Consider the following 16,115-nt stretch of genomic DNA (forward strand, 5'->3'; position numbering starts at 1 on the left):
ATTAAAACTCTCGACGAGCACATTTTAGTTCAGCAGAACATACTACTTCGCCGTCAACTTTTGCTGTGCCTTTGAATGCAGCAATGCCACGGCGCTCTTTTAAGAACTCTACTTCAATTACCAACTGGTCACCAGGAACCACTGGCTTGCGGAATTTAGCACCGTCTACACTTGCGAAATAGTATAGCTCGTTGTCTGAAGGGGCACCGAATGATTTGAATGCCAATAGACCAGTTGCCTGTGCCATTGCTTCAAGGATCAGTACACCTGGGAATACAGGTAGTTGAGGGAAATGACCTGTAAACTGAGGCTCATTCACTGAAACATTCTTAATCGCCGTTAGGTATTTCTCTTCTTGGAAATCAATCACGCGATCAATTAGTAAGAATGGGTAGCGATGCGGCAACAATTCCTGAATTTCAGTGATGTTCATCGTTTTGTTTTCAGTAGTCAAAGTCATATTCCTATATTGAAAGCTAATTTTGTATCTGGCGGGCATTATAGATGAAAAAGACCCGCAATACGCGAGCCTTTTTGATCCAACCTAGAGCTTAAGCGTCTTTATCGCTCTCAAGCTGCTTTTCAACCGCCTTAAGGCGTTTATTCATGTCATCAATACGATGAACACGTGCAGCCGTTTTGCGCCACTCTTTGTTTGGCTGTAGTGGGATACCGGAAGAGTACATACCTTTCTCTTCAATGCCACGCATCACCATACCCATACCGGTAATTGTCACGCCATCGGCAATTTCGATGTGACCATTAATCACGGTACCACCACCAATAATACAGTACTTACCAATCTTAGTACTGCCCGCGACAATCGTACCACCCGCCATAGCTGTACCATATCCGATGTGTACGTTGTGAGCGATTTGCAGTTGGTTATCAAGAATAACGTTATCTTCAATTACGGTATCGTCTAACGCACCGCGATCTATCGTCGTACATGAACCAATTTCTACGCGATTACCAATACGCACAGAACCAAGCTGAGGGATCTTAACCCACTCGCCTTTTTCATTGGCGTAACCAAAACCGTCCGCACCAATTACTGTATTCGCTTGAACCAGACAGTCTGAACCAAGTGACACTTCATGGTAAACAGAAACGTTTGACCACAGCTTGGTGTTACTTCCTACCTTAGCATTCTTGCCAATAAAGCAGCCCGCACCAATAACAACGTTATCACCTAGCTCGACACCTGATTCAATAACGGCATTGGCACCGATTGAAACATTGTCACCCAGTTTAGCATCAGCAGCGATGACCGCTGAAGGAGCAATTTCCTGGGCTGGCGCTGGTGTGGTGTCAAGAGCTTGCGCTACTTTAGCAAAAGCAACGTAAGGGTCATCAACCACAAGCACATTACCTGAACAAAGTTCACGTTGTGCTTCTTTAACCATCACAAGTGTCGCTTTACATTCAGCAAGATGTTTGGCGTATTTTGGATTGGACAGGAAAGTTACATGACCTTCCTGCGCAGCGTCCATCGGCGCTACCATAGTGACAACGGCTGTCGCGTCACCATGTAGCTCGCCCCCAGTAATCGTAGCCAATTCGGCCAAAGAAAGAGTCGTCATAAATCGTTTATTTTAGTGAGTCAATTACAGCTTTAGAAATATCGTTTTCTGGCTTAGAGAAGCGCACTGCTTGTTGCTCTAGAACCATATCAAAGCCTTTTTTCTCAGCAACCTTGTTAATTGCATCTTGAATTGTTTTAAACAGTTTTTGCTCTTCTTCTGCTTGGCGACGCTGTCTTAGCTTTTCGAAAGACTGTGCTTTTAGCTTAAGTTCATTCTCTAGTTGGCCAATTTCTAGACGTAGCTTGTCGATATCATCTTGGCTCATTAGTTCGCCATCACGCTTTAGCTTTTCAACTTTGCTTTTACCTTTAGCTTGAATCGCCTGAAGCTCTGCTGACTTGTCTTTAAACTCATCTTGAAGCTTTTGTGCTACCACTTCACGTTGTGGAAGCGCTTGGAATACTTGAGCAGTGTTTACATAACCAATTTTCTGCGCAGCTTCAGCAGCATTAGCAAAGAAAGAAGACGTCATTACTAGAAGGCCAAGACCAGCCGCTTTAATTGTTTTATTCACTGTATTTTCCTTTAAATTTAGAAGGTTCTACCGATGGTGAAAGTGAAGAACTCTTCATCATCACCTTCGTAAGATTTAATTGGTTTCGCAATCGAGAAGACTAGCGGCCCCATTGGAGACATCCACTGCAACGCAGCACCATATGATGCGCGGTAGTTCATTGGATCTGAGTAATCGTTGTAGTAGCGATCGCCAGCGTATTTAGGATCATAAACAAACTCAGTATCCCAAACACTTGCTGCATCAACGAACATACTGGTACGAATCTGACTTCTAAAGTCATCCGAAACAAATGGCGTTGGGACAATCAGTTCCATACTCGCTAATGCAATCGCGTTACCACCGACTGAATCATCAGTCGCGGTCAAGCAAGAGTCTGTATTACAAGTACTTGGGTTACCGTTAACCGTGTACACCGCTTTAGGGCCTGCACTATTGGAGCGGAAACCACGTAGCGTAGTAAAGCCACCTGCGTAGTAGTTTTCGTAGAATGGGAACAAGTTATCGTTGCCATCCGTCTTACCATAACCGTTTCCGTAACCTAAACGACCACGCATCAGTAAGGTAAACTCATGCTTCTTAGTTAATGGCACGTATTGTCTAACATCATATTGCAGTTTGAAGTACTGCGCATCTGAGCTAGGTACGGTCGCTTTCGCGAAAGCACGCTGGTAGTTACCTGCTGTCGGGAAGTAGCCACGGTTTAGATTGTTACGCGTCCAGGAGACGTTCACATCGAAGTCATTGGTAATAATATCGCCATTCGGTTGACCGATGCTTTGTGCAAACAGCTGCGCTTGGTCATAAGTTGGCACGTTGCCGATCTTGTTATGGGTCAATCCCACACCAAATTCAAAGCGGTTCAGCTCATCAAATGGGAAACCCCACGTTAAGCTAGCACCATAACTTTCGTTGGTATAGTCAACAATGTTTGCTTCTTTTGCTTCAAACTGGTTGTAGAAAACCTTACCACCAAGACTGACACCATCTAGGTTCCAGTATGGGTCACGGTAGTCTAAGCTGATGTTTTTCTGGTAGTCGTTCATCATCGCGTTAATACCTACGCGGTTACCACTACCGGCAAAGTTATCTTGCTGTAGGCCAACTTGGAAGCTGATACCTGATTCAGTACCATAACCAATACCAAAGTTGATACTACCCGAGTTGGCTTCTTTAACGTTGTAAACCAAATCAACTTGGTCTTCACTACCAGGAACACGAACGGTTTGTACGTCTACGGTTTCGAAGTAACCTAGACGATTAAGGCGGTTTTTACCGGTTTCGATCGATTTCGAGTTTAACCAGCTGCCTTCCATCTGACGCATTTCACGGCGCAGAACTTCATCTTTGGTTGCATTGTTACCCACAAAACGAATATCACGCACATAAATACGTTTACCCGCCTCAACATTAACGACCAGAGATACTGATTGATTTTCATCATCAAACTCAGGAATAGTACGAACTTGAGGGTATGCGTAACCGGCTTCACCCAGTAGGCGCTTAACGTTCTCTTCTAGGCTAGTCACCGCTGAGCCGTTATAGGTCTCACCGGGTTCAAAGGTCACTAATTGTTCAAACTCAGCTTCTTTACCCAGTAACTCACCACGGAATTTTACGTCCTTAACGGTATAAGGTAGCCCTTCATTCAAGCCAAGAGTGATATAAACACCTTTCTTGTCAGGCGAGATTGCAACCTGAGTTGAGTCAATTTGAAACTTCAGATAGCCTCGATCTAGGTAATAAGATTTCAGCGCTTCAATATCACCCGCAAGGACTTGCTTCTGGTATTTATCGTCTGCAAGGAAGTTCCACCACGCCACATCGACGTTCAGCTCAAACCGACTTAACAGCTCTTCGTCAGCAAATTTTTCATTGCCGATAAAGTTTATTTGCTTAATTTTGGCTGATACGCCTTCGGTAAAGACAAACTTAAGGTCACTACGGTTACGAGGCAGTGGCGTTACAACTGCTTTAACGGTCGCGTTGTACTTACCTACGCTGTAGTAGAAATCTTCAAGGCCTTTTTCAATCGTCGACAGCGTTGTGCGGTCGAGGGCTTCACCAACGCGAATACCGGAAGCGTCGAGGTTCTGTTGTAACTGCTCTTCTTTGATCGCTTTATTGCCCGAAAAAGAAATACTGGCAATGGTAGGACGCTCTTTGACTTGTATAACAAGCACGTCATTATCACGCAGTACTTTTATATCTTCAAAGTTACCTGTCGCATATAAGGCTCTAATCACCTCTGAGACATCTTGGCTATCAACAGAATCACCAATACGTACTGGCATTTTCAACAACGCAGCACCAAGTGCTACACGCTGTAAGCCTTCAATTTTAATATCTTGAATTACAAAGTTTTCGGCACCGTTTGCGCTCACGCTTGTCGCTAACAGGGTCGCAAACAGAATATTTTTCATCGCCATTTTGTTCTAGTTATTCCTTTCTTCAACCTTTACCCGATTACAGACGGGCAAAATCATTGAAAATTGCCACTGCCATAAGAGAGAAGATAATTGCACCGCCTACACGGTAACCCATTTCCTGAATTTTTTCTGGAACTGGACGTCTTATTACAGCCTCAATAGCAAAAAACAATAGATGTCCGCCGTCCAACATTGGCAACGGTACAAGGTTAATAATCCCTAAGTTCACACTGATTAATGCCAGGAACCCTAGGAAGTAAACTAAGCCATAATCGGCTGTTGTTCCGGCTCCTTTCGCGATCGAAATAGGCCCACTTAAATTATTCAGCCCAACGTCACCAACAATAAGCTTTTTCAGCATACTTATGGTTAAGTCGATGACCTGACCCGTTTTTTCAACTGCCTTTCCGATTGATTCAATTACACCAAATTGAAGATCGAAGCGATAGTTTTCTGGCCATTCTGCGACCTCGGGGGTGATTCCAGCAAACCCAATCACGCGCTCATTCGATAACTCACGGCGATCTGGTGTAATGACTAAAGATAGAAGCTTCCCATCACGCTCTACTTCCAGCTGCAAAGGCTGGTTTGGGCTGTTGTGAATACTTTCTACTACTTGCTGCCATTGGGTAATGTTTAAATCCCCAATTTTGGTCAGCAGGTCGCCAGTTTGTAAACCTGCCCGCTCACCAGCACCGCCAGGCGAAACATTCGTGAGTTTAGCCTTTACAGGTGGTGTAAATGGCACAAAACCCAGCGCTGCCATAGCAGACTCTTTCTCTGGGTCAAAGTTCCAATTGGTTAAGTCAAAAACCTTAGTCTGCTCGACTCCAATACCATCCGCTGGAGCAACCGTCATAGTTAGCCGCTGATCACCAATATGAGAAATCAGCCCCATATTGACTGATTCCCAATCCGCAGTTTTGACGCCAGAAACCGCTTTTAGTTCCATCCCAGGCTCTAAACCCGCTTCAGCTGCGATCGAGTAAGGCGTCACTTGGCCCACAACCGGCTTAACCGCAGGCACACCAATCAAGAAAACTAACCAGTATGCAAAGATCGCAAACAAGAAGTTAAATACGGGACCTGCTGCGACAATGGCCGTACGTTTCCAAAGTGGCTTGCGGTCGAACGCAAACTCATGCTCACCTTCAGCCAATTCATCCACACGACCATCGAGCATTTTTACATAGCCGCCAAGCGGAATAACTGAAACGCTATACTCGGTACCATCTTTACCGACCTTGCTCCAGATAGATTTGCCAAAACCAATCGAGAACTTTTCGACTTTGACTCCGCAGCGGCGTGCTACCCAAAAGTGACCAAACTCATGCACGGCAACTAAAATGCCAAGCGCAATGATAAAAGAAACAAAATTCCAGATGATACCCGTCATTGCTTACGCTCGCTTATGGTATTGATCGCTAACTCTCTTGCCATTCTATCTAGCTCCACAATGCTTTCCAAGTCACGACAATGTGACGAGCTAACAGATGCGGTCAGCTTGGCTAACACTTGTTCGTTAACCAATGCAATATCAGTAAATCTAAGTCGACGCTTTAAAAAGGCATCAACAGAAACCTCATTCGCCGCATTGAGCAGTGTGGTCGCATGTTGCCCTTCGTAACAAGCATCAATCGCAAGTTTAAGGCAAGGATAACGCGCAAAATCAGGTTCAAGGAAGGTCAGTTCACCGACTTTAGTGAAATCGAGCGGCGCTACACCCGCATTGACACGCTCTGGATATGAGAGTGTTAATGCAATAGGTGTCGCCATATCTGGCTCACCCATTTGAGCGAGTACCGAGCCATCTCGATACTGCACCATAGAGTGAATCACTGATTGAGGGTGAATTAAGACTTTAAGTTGCTCGCGAGCAGTATTGAATAGCCACTTGGCTTCAATATACTCGAGACCTTTGTTCATCATGGTCGCTGAATCCACTGAGATCTTTGGCCCCATCGACCAGTTAGGGTGAGCAATCGCCTGCTCTGGAGTCACACTGGCTAGCGAATCAATATCGCTATAACGGAATGGCCCACCAGAGCCAGTCAGCAAAATATGCGAGATACCATGTGCATTTAGATCACAGCGGCCAAGATTGGTTTGAATATCACTAGGTAAGCACTGAAAAATAGCATTGTGTTCGCTATCTACAGGGAGAAGCTCAGCGCCATGCTTTTCAACCGCATCGATAAACAGTTGACCAGACATGACGAGTGCTTCTTTGTTGGCAAGCATTACGCGTTTACCCGCTTTGACTGCCGCCATAGTTGGTAATAAACCAGCCGCGCCAACAATCGCTGCCATAACAGTATCAACCTCATCACAAGATGAAATCTCGCACATGGCATCGATACCCGATCTCACTTCAGTACTAATTTTCAGTTCGATTAGTTGAGTTTTCAGTTTCAATGCAGCTTGTTCATCAGCCATGACTGCATACTTAGGTTGCCACTTCTGACACAACTGACGCATTTTATCGACATTCTGCCCAGCAGCAAGCGCTACAACAGAGAACTTTTCAGGATTTTGCTCGATGACTTTGAATGTGCTTGCTCCAATTGAGCCTGTCGCACCTAAAATCGTTAACTTACGCATAGCAAGAAACCGTTAATGAATAGGGCAAGCCGAAGCTTGCCTTAAAATGTGAAGTAGAGGAATGCAAACACAGGGAAAGCGGCGGTTAAACTGTCTATACGATCAAGGACGCCACCATGTCCTGGGATAATGTTGCTGCTATCTTTAATACCAGCCACTCGCTTGAACATGCTCTCAACCAAGTCTCCAAGCACTGAAATCACGACAGTAACAAGAGTAATACCGACCATGACCCACGCATTGGCGAATTGAATATCAAACCAATAAGCCGTTCCCCAACCAACGAGAATTGCAGTAATAATCCCGCCGATTAACCCTTCAATGGTTTTATTTGGACTAACATGTGGTGCCATCTTATTCTTGCCCAAGCTTTTACCAGCAAAGTAAGCACCGCTGTCCGCTGCCCAAACAATAAAGCAGACATATAAAACCAGTCTAGCACCGTGATAAGGATCAGCCTCTATTGCTTCTGCGCGTAACATGAGTACGCTCCAGAAGAAAGGGAGTAAAGTCAAAATGCCAAAGCTATAGCGAAACAAGTTGGAGTTTTGCCAGAGGCTCGACGATTTAGGATAAGTGATGGCAAGCGCACTGGCAGCCAACCACCAGATACATCCGATGGCCAAGATGATGTAATGAGGTTGGGTAACGAGGTTGAGGCTTAATGCATCAGATGGCACTAACCAAACCGTCGCAGCACTCACTAATACGGTAGGTATCAGTGCAGCCATTCGAGAAGGCGCTTCAACAAACTGAGTCCATTCCCAAAATCCAATTAAAGTCACTGCCGCTATGGCAATCATAAATAGAGGTAGAGAAAGTTTGAATATCCCTAATATTACCAATGGCGCCAGAATAAGTGCCGTTATAATTCTTTGTTTCAAACTTTGATCCTTTATTCGCCTTCCATTAGAGCTTTAACTTGCTCACCGGTGCAGCCAAAACGGCGTTCACGGTTAACAAACCAAGTCACAGCTTCTATCAAGCTATTTTCATCGAACTCTGGCCAGTAAATCGGTGTAAAATACATTTCCGCGTAAGCCATCTGCCACAGCATAAAATTACTGATGCGGCATTCACCACTGGTTCGAATCATTAAATCAACTTCAGGTAAATCTGCCATTGTGAGGTGCTGCGTGATGAGTTCTTCACTAATCTCATCTTGACTGAGCTCACCAGCGGCAACCTTAGCTGAAATTGCTTTCGTCGCCTGCATAATATCCCACTTACCACCATAGTTGGCCGCAATATTGATCACCATGCCTGTATTGCCTTCGGTCAAAGCCTCGGCTTGAGCAATCTTCTTTTGCAAGCGCTCGTTAAAGCGCGAAGTGTCACCAATAATGCGTAAACGTAAGTTGTTCTTGTGCAGTTTTTTAACTTCTGTAGAGAGAACTGTAATAAACAGCTCCATCAAGACACCCACTTCCTCTTCTGGTCGTCTCCAGTTTTCACTACTAAATGCAAACAGTGTGATCGCTTTGATACCAAGTTTTGCAGAAGTCGAAATCGCTTTACGTACCGCAGCAACACCATTCTTGTGACCAAAGACTCGTGGCTTACCTTGAGCTTTAGCCCAACGGCCATTGCCATCCATGATGATTGCGATATGTTTCGGGAGTAAATCAGGAGAGAGTTGTGAGTTTTGCATAAAACGTTGATTATTAATCAGCAGGGGACAGAGAGTAGCATAAAAAAGCGCTGTGCAGCGAGCACAGCGCTCTATATAGATAAAGATTATGGAGAATTAGACTTCCATCAACTCTTTTTCTTTTGCTGCTAACACTTCATCAACTTGTTTTACAGCTGCGTCAGTGATTTTCTGGATTTCGTCTTGACCTTTACGATCTTCGTCTTCAGAAATTTCTTTGTCTTTTAGTAGCGCTTTCAGTTCACCGTTAGCATCACGACGGATGTTACGGATAGCAACACGACCACCTTCAGCTTCGCCACGAACGATTTTAACTAGGTCTTTACGACGCTCTTCCGTTAGCGGTGGAAGTGGAACACGAATGATAGTACCTGCAGACATAGGGTTTAGACCTAGGTCAGACATCATGATCGCTTTTTCAACTTTTGGCGTTAGCTCTTTATCAAATACTGTGATTGCTAGCGTACGAGCATCTTCAGCAACGACGTTTGCTACCTGATTTAGAGGCGTTGGTGCACCGTAGTACTCTACTGAAATGCCAGAAAGTAGGCTTGGATGTGCACGGCCTGTGCGAACTTTAGAAAGGTTGTTTTTTAGAGCTTCAACACTCTTATCCATGCGCTCTTGAGCGTCTTGTTTGATTTCGTTAATCACAATATCACCTTAATGTGTAAATCTTTCTTCAAGAAAGCTTAATAGGGAGTCTTCAAAAGGCAATACCGCAGCACAATTGATTTATGCTGCGGCGATTAGAATTACTCAGCGTCGCTGATTAGCGTGCCTTCTGCTTCACCCATAACCACGCGACGTAGTGCGCCTGGCTTATTCATATTGAATACACGGATTGGCATTTTGTGGTCACGTGCTAGTGTAAATGCTGCCAAATCCATTACTTTCAGTTCTTTTTCAAGAACAGCATTGAACGAAAGCTTATCATACAGCTCTGCGTCTGGGTTTGCTACTGGGTCAGCAGTAAATACGCCATCGACTTTTGTCGCTTTTAGAACTACGTCCGCTTCGATCTCGATTCCGCGCAAACATGCAGCAGAATCTGTGGTAAAGAATGGGTTGCCTGTACCTGCTGAGAAGATAACAACGCGGCCTTGACGTAGCTCACGAATCGCATCTGCCCAGTTGTAGTCGTCACAGACACCTTTTAGAGGGATTGCTGACATTACACGAGCGTTCACGTATGCACGGTGCAGCGCATCACGCATCGCAAGACCGTTCATTACCGTCGCTAGCATACCCATGTGGTCACCAACAACACGGTTCATACCCGCTTCAGCTAGACCAGCACCACGGAACAAGTTACCACCACCGATAACGACACCAACTTGAACACCAAGCTCAACCAACTCTTTTACTTCTTGGGCCATACGATCAAGGATTGCTGGATCGATGCCAAAACCTTCTTCGCCTTGAAGTGCTTCACCACTTAGTTTTAACAGAATACGTTGATATGCTGGTTTAGGGTTCGTAGTCATGGAGTTTACCTTCCAAAAGAGAGTTGTTGATTAACAGTCATGGATAAAGACTTATCAAAAGTCCGCATCCATCACAGCTAAAGGTTATGCCTTTAGTCGTAAAAAGACCGCAGCCTTGGCTACGGTCTAAACTTTGTGCGTATCTCTAAGGATTAACCTTTTTGAGCAGCAGCTACTTCTTCAGCGAAGCTCATTTCTTCTGCTTTCTCGATACCTTCACCTACTTCTAGGCGAACGAATGTAGCAACAGAAGCGCCTTTTTCTTTCAGCATTTCGCCAACAGATTTCTTAGGCTCCATGATGAACGCTTGACCAGTTAGAGAGATTTCGCCAGTGAATTTCTTCATGCGGCCAACAACCATCTTCTCTGCGATCTCAGCAGGCTTGCCTTCGTTCATAGCGATTTCAACTTGAACTTCTTTCTCTTTAGCAACTACGTCAGCTGGTACGTCTTCTGGGTTAACGTACTCTGGCTTAGAAGCAGCAACGTGCATTGCAACGTGCTTAAGAGTTTCAGCGTCGCCTTCACCAGCAACAACTACACCGATCTTCTCGCCGTGACGGTAAGAAGCGATAGCAGAACCTTCTACGTATTGAACGCGACGGATGTTGATGTTTTCACCGATCTTAGCAACTAGAGCAACACGCTCTTCTTCGAATTTAGCTACTAGTTCTTCAACAGAAGCTTTAGATGCTAGAGCGTCAGCTGCAACTTTCTCTGCAAATGCAGTGAAGTTACCATCTTTAGCAACGAAGTCAGTTTGGCAGTTAACTTCAAGAAGAACAGCAACACCGTTTTCTTCTTTGATGATGATTGCGCCTTCAGCAGCAACGTTACCTGCTTTCTTAGCAGCTTTAGCAGCACCTGATTTACGCATGTTTTCGATTGCTAGTTCGATGTCAGCGTTTGCTTCAACAAGCGCTTTCTTACATTCCATCATGCCTGCGCCAGTACGTTCGCGCAGTTCTTTAACTAGAGCAGCAGTAACAGCCATTCTCTATTCCTCAGTTGATTCTGTATTTGGTAAAAAACAGGGGCCTACATTTTCGGCCCCTGCTGATAACTATAACTCAGTTTATGCTACAACTGGGTTGCACATAATCTAAGTGTGACTCGGAGCCGCTATTATTCAGCTTCTACGAAACCATCTTTTTCAGCAGCAACAGCTACGTCTTTGTTACGACCTTCAGTTACTGAAGTTGCAGCAGCGTTTAGGTAAAGCTGAACTGCACGGATCGCATCGTCGTTACCTGGGATGATGTAGTCAACGCCGTCTGGGTTAGAGTTAGTATCTACTACAGCGTAAACTGGAATACCTAGGTTGTTCGCTTCTTTAATCGCAATGTGCTCGTGATCAGCGTCGATTACGAATAGAGCGTCTGGTAGGCCGCCCATGTCTTTGATACCACCAAGAGACTTCTCTAGCTTCTCCATTTCACGAGTACGCATTAGAGCTTCTTTCTTAGTTAGCTTATCAAAAGTACCGTCTTGAGCTTGAGCTTCAAGATCTTTTAGACGCTTGATTGACTGACGAACAGTTTTGTAGTTTGTAAGCATACCGCCTAACCAGCGGTTGTTTACGTAGAACTGGTTGCTTGCGATTGCAGCTTCTTTAACAGCTTCAGAGGCAGCGCGCTTAGTACCAACGAATAGAACTTTACCTTTCTTCTCGCCAACTTTAGCTAGTTCAGCTAGAGCGTCGTTGAACATTGGTACAGTTTTTTCTAGGTTGATGATATGAACCTTGTTACGAGCACCAAAGATGAATGGCTTCATTTTTGGGTTCCAGTAACGAGTCTGGTGACCGAAGTGAACACCAGCTTTTAGCATATCGCGCATTGATACAGTTGCCATTTTAAAATCCTCTATGGGGTTAGGCCTCCACATCCCCCATAACTCCGACTAGGCTTCTGCCCAGCACCCCGGAATATGTGACGGAATGTGTGTGATTTAAAGATATAAGTTAGTTGGAAGTAACCAGCTTCGCCACTAAGATGAACTTAACAGAGAGAACTGACCACATTTCCGGCGCGCTTTATACCATATTTTCACCCGTGCTGGCTAGTAAAAAAACTTTTCCACGCCCAACGACTGCACTATTCCTAATATGGCACGTATTAGAAGAATCATTCTCATTATGAAGTGTTCCTGCTAGAATGCGCCCATTCGCGCCACCAGTGTGCAATAAAATTAAGTAGAGAAAGCCAATGTCAATCAAGATTAAAACAGCTGAAGAAATCGAACGTATGCGAGTAGCGGGCGCTTTGGCCGCTGAGATCCTAGAGATGATCGAACCTCATATCAAAGAGGGTGTGACTACAGATGAATTGAACCAAATTTGTCACGATTACGGGATTGAAAAAGGTGCCTACTCTGCCCCACTTGATTACCACGGATTTCCAAAATCAATCTGTACTTCAATCAATCATATCGTTTGCCATGGCATTCCTGCCTCTGCGGACGAAGTAGGGAGCAACGGTCAACTAAAGCCTGCGGTACTTAAGAATGGCGACATCATCAACGTCGACATTACGGTTATCATTCCAAATGAAGAAGGCGCAGACCTCAGCGTTCGCCCACAAGGTTACCACGGTGACACGTCAAAGATGTTCTTTGTTGGTGATGTCTCTCCAGCAGACAAACGCCTATGTATGGTGACTCAAGAAGCACTGTATGTGGGTATGCGTAAAGTAAAACCTGGCGCAACAGTGGGTGATATCGGCACTGCGATTGAAAAGTACATCAAAGAAAACAACAAAAAGAACCCACGTAATAAGTTCTCTATTGTTAAAGACTTCTGTGGTCATGGCATTGGCAATGAATTCCATGAAGAGCCACAAATCGTTCACTACAAGAACAACGACCGCCGTGTTCTAAAAGAGGGCATGTGTTTTACCATTGAACCAATGATTAACGCAGGTAAGTTCGGTGTTAGCGTAGATGCTGAAGATGACTGGACAGTCTACACTGGAGACGGAAAGAAATCGGCTCAGTATGAGCACACCATTCTCGTCACTAAGACAGGTTGTGAAGTGCTAACACTGCGTAGCGATGACACAATCCCACGAATGATGAACAACGCCTAATCTCCTTTCAATATCCCCGCATCGTCGGGGATATTTTTTTATTGATGCCATTTTGTTAGATTAGTTCTCACTAGGACTATTTTGCATGGATTCGCTGTATGCCCTTTCAATCGCCGCTCACACTCGAAGAACAACAAATTTCAATTAGTGAGCTAAAAAACCAACTCGAAAACTTTGCCAACTATCAGAAGCAAGAGTTTCTCGCTCACCACCCTGTGACCAATTTAGTACTCGGTCGGGCCGAATATATTGATTTACTGCTCAACCGCCTGTGGGATCACTTTGGTTTTTCTAACCTACCGAATATCAGTCTTGTTGCTGTAGGTGGCTATGGTCGAGGTGAGTTACACCCTCTTTCTGACATCGACATTCTTGTCGTCTCTCGTAAAGCACTTCCTGACTCACTAAAAGGCAAGGTCAGTGAGTTCATCACCTTGCTGTGGGATTTACGACTAGAAGTTGGTCACGCCGTTCGTAGCGTTGAAGAGTGTGCCGAGATTGGTAAAGACGACTTAACCGTAGCGACTAACTTACAGGAAGCGCGCCTACTCTGTGGCTGCGAGGATACCTTCCATCAGCTAAGGATGGTTATTCACTCAGAGTCGTTTTGGCCAAGTGAGGTGTTTTACAAAGCAAAGGTCAAAGAGCAGCGTGACCGTCACGCACGATACCATGACACCACCTACAACCTTGAACCTGACATCAAGTCTACCCCGGGAGGTTTGCGCGATATCCACACGCTAAGCTGGGTTGCACGCCGCCATTTCGGGGCTACTTCATTACTTGAGATGAGCCAATACGGCTTTCTCACCGATGCAGAATATCGTGAGCTCGTTGAGTGTCAGGACTTCCTATGGCGAGTCCGCTTTGCACTGCATATTGAGCTTAAACGTTACGATAATCGCCTCACCTTCGCTCACCAAGCACAAGTCGCCGAAAGCTTAGGCTTTGCTGGCGAAGGCAACCGTGGCGTTGAGATGATGATGAAAGAGTTCTATCGCACGTTGCGCCGCGTGGCAGAACTCAACAAAATGCTGCTCAAGCTGTTTGACCAAGCGATCTTAGAAAATGGCGTCGAGGCTGAACCAGTAGTTCTCAGCGAAGATTTTCAGCGCCGCGGCCATTTGATTGAAGCGCGCAAACCTGCCTTATTCCAAGCTCGCCCGGAAACAATTTTGGATATGTTCCTACATATTGCCAACGATTCCACCATAGAAGGGGTCGCACCTCCTACTATGCGCCAGCTCCGTACTGCAAGGCGAAGACTGAATAAGTTCCTGCATACCATTCCTGAAGCGAGAGAGAAATTTCTCGACTTATGTCGTCACCCTAATGCGCTGCATAAAGCCTTTAGCTTGATGCACAAGCTAGGCGTGCTAGCTGCTTATCTGCCCCAATGGAGCCAAATCGTCGGTCAAATGCAGTTCGACCTATTCCACGTGTACACCGTTGATGAACACAGTGTTCGACTGCTCAAACACATCAATACTTTTAGCGACCCGAACAATCATGGTAAGCACCCTATCTGTTGCGAAGTCTACCCACGCATACAGAAAAAAGAACTGCTAATCATCGCGGCGATTTTCCATGATATTGGTAAAGGCCGCGGCGGCGATCACTCGGTGATAGGTGAAGGTGAAGCCTACGATTTCTGTATCGAGCATGGGTTATCTAAACCGGAAGCTAAGCTAGTCGCTTGGTTGGTTAGGCACCACCTGTTGATGTCAGTGACCGCTCAACGCCGTGATATCTATGATCCTGAGGTAATTACTGAGTTCGCTAAGAAAGTTCGCGATGAAGAATACTTAGAGTATCTGGTCTGTCTAACTGTTGCCGATATCTGCGCAACTAACCCTGAACTGTGGAACAGTTGGAAGCGAACCCTGCTTGCTGAGCTCTTCTATTCAACCCAACGTGCGCTGCGCCGCGGCTTAGAAAACCCTGTTGATGTTAGAGAGCGTATTCGCCACAACCAACACTTAGCCTCAGCGCTATTACGCAAAGAAGGTTTTAATGCGCGCGAAATTGAAGTGCTGTGGCAAAGATTCAAGGCTGACTACTTCCTACGCCATACCCATAAGCAAATCGCTTGGCACTGTTCTCATCTGCTGCGTCACGACGATCACTCACAACCTCTGATCTTAATTTCAAAGAAAGCGACGCGCGGCGGTACGGAAGTTTTTGTCTATAGCAAAGATCAGCACGCGCTGTTTGCCTCAGTGGTCGCCGAGCTTGACCGGAGAAACTTTAACGTTCATGACGCGCAAGTTATGACCAGTAAAGATGGTTATGTCCTCGATACTTTCATGGTACTCGACCAAAATGGTGATGTGGTGGAGGAAAGCCGACATAAAGCGGTTATCAAACATCTTGCTCATGTGCTTGAAGATGGTCGACCAACCAAAATCAAGACGCGTCGTGTCCCTCGAAACCTACAGCACTTTAAGGTCAAAACTAAAGTCGATTTCTTACCGACTAAAAGTAAGAAACGTACTTTACTTGAGTTTGTTGCCCTAGATACACCGGGCTTACTGGCCACTGTGGGTGCGACGTTTGCCGACTCGGGTGTTCATCTGCATGCCGCGAAAATCACCACCATAGGTGAACGCGCAGAAGACTTATTCATCATCACCAGTGAAAGTGGCGGTAAGCTGAGTGAAGAGCAACAGCAAGAGCTTAGAGATAAGCTCATAAAAAACGTCGCAGAACTAGCACCTTAAGCGATCTCGACCACAAGTTGCTAACTTGTTTCAAAAAGCG

General features: G+C 45.4%; 14 protein-coding genes. 2 read left to right on the top strand and 12 right to left on the bottom strand.

Features of this window, described 5'->3' with window-relative positions:
• Position 1 precedes the first annotated feature (1 nt).
• The 12 genes from fabZ to rpsB all read right to left on the bottom strand — a co-directional run bounded on the left by fabZ (position 2) and on the right by rpsB (position 12,123).
• Complete coding sequence (fabZ, locus tag AC6R16_RS06345; protein WP_139152290.1) at positions 2–454, bottom strand: 3-hydroxyacyl-ACP dehydratase FabZ; 453 nt, start codon at positions 452–454, stop codon at positions 2–4.
• A 97-nt stretch (positions 455–551) separates the two neighbouring features.
• Complete coding sequence (lpxD, locus tag AC6R16_RS06350; protein WP_500673909.1) at positions 552–1,583, bottom strand: UDP-3-O-(3-hydroxymyristoyl)glucosamine N-acyltransferase; 1,032 nt, start codon at positions 1,581–1,583, stop codon at positions 552–554.
• 7 nt (positions 1,584–1,590) lie between these two features.
• Complete coding sequence (locus AC6R16_RS06355) at positions 1,591–2,100, bottom strand: OmpH/Skp family outer membrane protein (RefSeq protein ID WP_272785567.1); 510 nt, start codon at positions 2,098–2,100, stop codon at positions 1,591–1,593.
• Positions 2,101–2,117: 17 nt separating this feature from the next.
• The gene (gene bamA, locus AC6R16_RS06360; protein ID WP_500673910.1) at positions 2,118–4,529 is read right to left on the bottom strand and encodes an outer membrane protein assembly factor BamA; all 2,412 of its coding nucleotides are present in this window, start codon (positions 4,527–4,529) and stop codon (positions 2,118–2,120) included.
• A gap of 37 nt (positions 4,530–4,566) precedes the next feature.
• Positions 4,567–5,925 carry a sigma E protease regulator RseP gene (rseP, locus tag AC6R16_RS06365; RefSeq protein WP_500673911.1) on the bottom strand — a complete coding sequence of 453 codons (1,359 nt, stop codon included), beginning with the start codon at positions 5,923–5,925 and terminating at the stop codon, positions 4,567–4,569.
• On the bottom strand, positions 5,922–7,130 hold the full coding sequence (gene ispC, locus AC6R16_RS06370) for a 1-deoxy-D-xylulose-5-phosphate reductoisomerase (protein ID WP_500673912.1): 1,209 nt from the start codon (positions 7,128–7,130) through the stop codon (positions 5,922–5,924). The genes rseP and ispC overlap by 4 nt, the downstream gene beginning before the upstream one ends.
• 41 nt (positions 7,131–7,171) lie before the next feature.
• Positions 7,172–8,014, bottom strand: coding sequence for a phosphatidate cytidylyltransferase (locus AC6R16_RS06375; RefSeq protein WP_500641581.1), 843 nt, complete (start codon positions 8,012–8,014; stop codon positions 7,172–7,174).
• A gap of 11 nt (positions 8,015–8,025) precedes the next feature.
• Complete coding sequence (gene uppS, locus AC6R16_RS06380) at positions 8,026–8,799, bottom strand: undecaprenyl pyrophosphate synthase (protein WP_500673949.1); 774 nt, start codon at positions 8,797–8,799, stop codon at positions 8,026–8,028.
• A gap of 78 nt (positions 8,800–8,877) precedes the next feature.
• Positions 8,878–9,435 (bottom strand): ribosome recycling factor, encoded by a 558-nt coding sequence (gene frr, locus AC6R16_RS06385; RefSeq protein WP_004744789.1) that lies wholly within the window; start codon positions 9,433–9,435, stop codon positions 8,878–8,880.
• A 101-nt stretch (positions 9,436–9,536) separates the two neighbouring features.
• The gene (pyrH, locus tag AC6R16_RS06390; RefSeq protein ID WP_004744788.1) at positions 9,537–10,268 is read right to left on the bottom strand and encodes a UMP kinase; all 732 of its coding nucleotides are present in this window, start codon (positions 10,266–10,268) and stop codon (positions 9,537–9,539) included.
• 152 nt (positions 10,269–10,420) lie between these two features.
• Entirely contained in the window at positions 10,421–11,263 is an 843-nt protein-coding gene (gene tsf, locus AC6R16_RS06395; RefSeq protein ID WP_004744787.1) for a translation elongation factor Ts, read from the bottom strand.
• Between the two features lie 131 nt (positions 11,264–11,394).
• Positions 11,395–12,123 carry a 30S ribosomal protein S2 gene (rpsB, locus tag AC6R16_RS06400; protein WP_004744786.1) on the bottom strand — a complete coding sequence of 243 codons (729 nt, stop codon included), beginning with the start codon at positions 12,121–12,123 and terminating at the stop codon, positions 11,395–11,397.
• Between the two features lie 353 nt (positions 12,124–12,476).
• Between rpsB and map the strand changes: the two genes are divergently transcribed.
• Complete coding sequence (map, locus tag AC6R16_RS06405) at positions 12,477–13,355, top strand: type I methionyl aminopeptidase (RefSeq protein WP_500673913.1); 879 nt, start codon at positions 12,477–12,479, stop codon at positions 13,353–13,355.
• A gap of 98 nt (positions 13,356–13,453) precedes the next feature.
• On the top strand, positions 13,454–16,075 hold the full coding sequence (gene glnD / locus AC6R16_RS06410) for a bifunctional uridylyltransferase/uridylyl-removing protein GlnD (protein ID WP_500673914.1): 2,622 nt from the start codon (positions 13,454–13,456) through the stop codon (positions 16,073–16,075).
• Positions 16,076–16,115 lie beyond the last annotated feature (40 nt).

It is taken from the genome of Vibrio sp. R10-SG3-ISO10, assembly GCF_059834185.1.

What these genes read in the sequence shown, in the direction of transcription:
- lpxD (WP_500673909.1), bottom strand. Translation starts at nt 1,583, where the DNA reads ATGACGACTCTTTCTTTGGCCGAATTGGCTACGATTACTGGGGGCGAG.
- bamA (WP_500673910.1), bottom strand. Translation starts at nt 4,529, where the DNA reads ATGGCGATGAAAAATATTCTGTTTGCGACCCTGTTAGCGACAAGCGTG.
- rseP (WP_500673911.1), bottom strand. Translation starts at nt 5,925, where the DNA reads ATGACGGGTATCATCTGGAATTTTGTTTCTTTTATCATTGCGCTTGGC.
- ispC (WP_500673912.1), bottom strand. Translation starts at nt 7,130, where the DNA reads ATGCGTAAGTTAACGATTTTAGGTGCGACAGGCTCAATTGGAGCAAGC.
- pyrH (WP_004744788.1), bottom strand. Translation starts at nt 10,268, where the DNA reads ATGACTACGAACCCTAAACCAGCATATCAACGTATTCTGTTAAAACTA.
- tsf (WP_004744787.1), bottom strand. Translation starts at nt 11,263, where the DNA reads ATGGCTGTTACTGCTGCTCTAGTTAAAGAACTGCGCGAACGTACTGGC.
- rpsB (WP_004744786.1), bottom strand. Translation starts at nt 12,123, where the DNA reads ATGGCAACTGTATCAATGCGCGATATGCTAAAAGCTGGTGTTCACTTC.
- map (WP_500673913.1), top strand. Translation starts at nt 12,477, where the DNA reads ATGTCAATCAAGATTAAAACAGCTGAAGAAATCGAACGTATGCGAGTA.
- glnD (WP_500673914.1), top strand. Translation starts at nt 13,454, where the DNA reads ATGCCCTTTCAATCGCCGCTCACACTCGAAGAACAACAAATTTCAATT.